Annotated in this window: 1 protein-coding gene; it reads left to right on the top strand. The window is 66.3% G+C overall.

What is annotated here, in order from left to right; genetic code table 11:
• A partial coding sequence (locus WW58_RS09765; RefSeq protein WP_046437278.1) for a pyridoxal-phosphate dependent enzyme occupies positions 1 to 389 on the top strand: 389 nt, incomplete at both ends.

The following is a 389-nucleotide window of genomic DNA, read 5'->3' as shown; positions in this document are numbered from 1 at the left end:
GGGACCGCACCCCTTCCCCACGCTGGTGCGCATGTTCCAGCAGGTCATCGGACAGGAAGTGCGGGAACAGATGCTGACCCGTGCCCAGCGCCTGCCGGATGCCGTGGTGGCCTGCGTGGGTGGCGGCTCCAATGCCATCGGCCTGTTCCATCCTTTCCTGGAGGACGAGCGCGTGCGCATCATCGGAGTGGAAGCCGCCGGTACGGGCGAGCCGGGTTGCTTTAATTCCGCGCCGCTCAATCTGGGCAGCCCCGGCGTGCTGCACGGCAACCGTACCATGCTGCTCCAGAACAGTGACGGCCAGATCGAGCCTTCGCACTCTGTTTCGGCCGGGCTGGATTATCCCGGCGTGGGGCCTGAGCATGCCTTCCTGCACAAGACGGGCCGTG

This window comes from Akkermansia sp. UNK.MGS-1 (assembly GCF_000980515.1).
In the GTDB taxonomy this organism is placed as follows: Bacteria; Verrucomicrobiota; Verrucomicrobiia; order Verrucomicrobiales; family Akkermansiaceae; genus Akkermansia; species Akkermansia muciniphila.
Note: the sequence above shows the minus strand (reverse complement) of the source record. Positions and strands in the feature narration are given on the sequence as shown.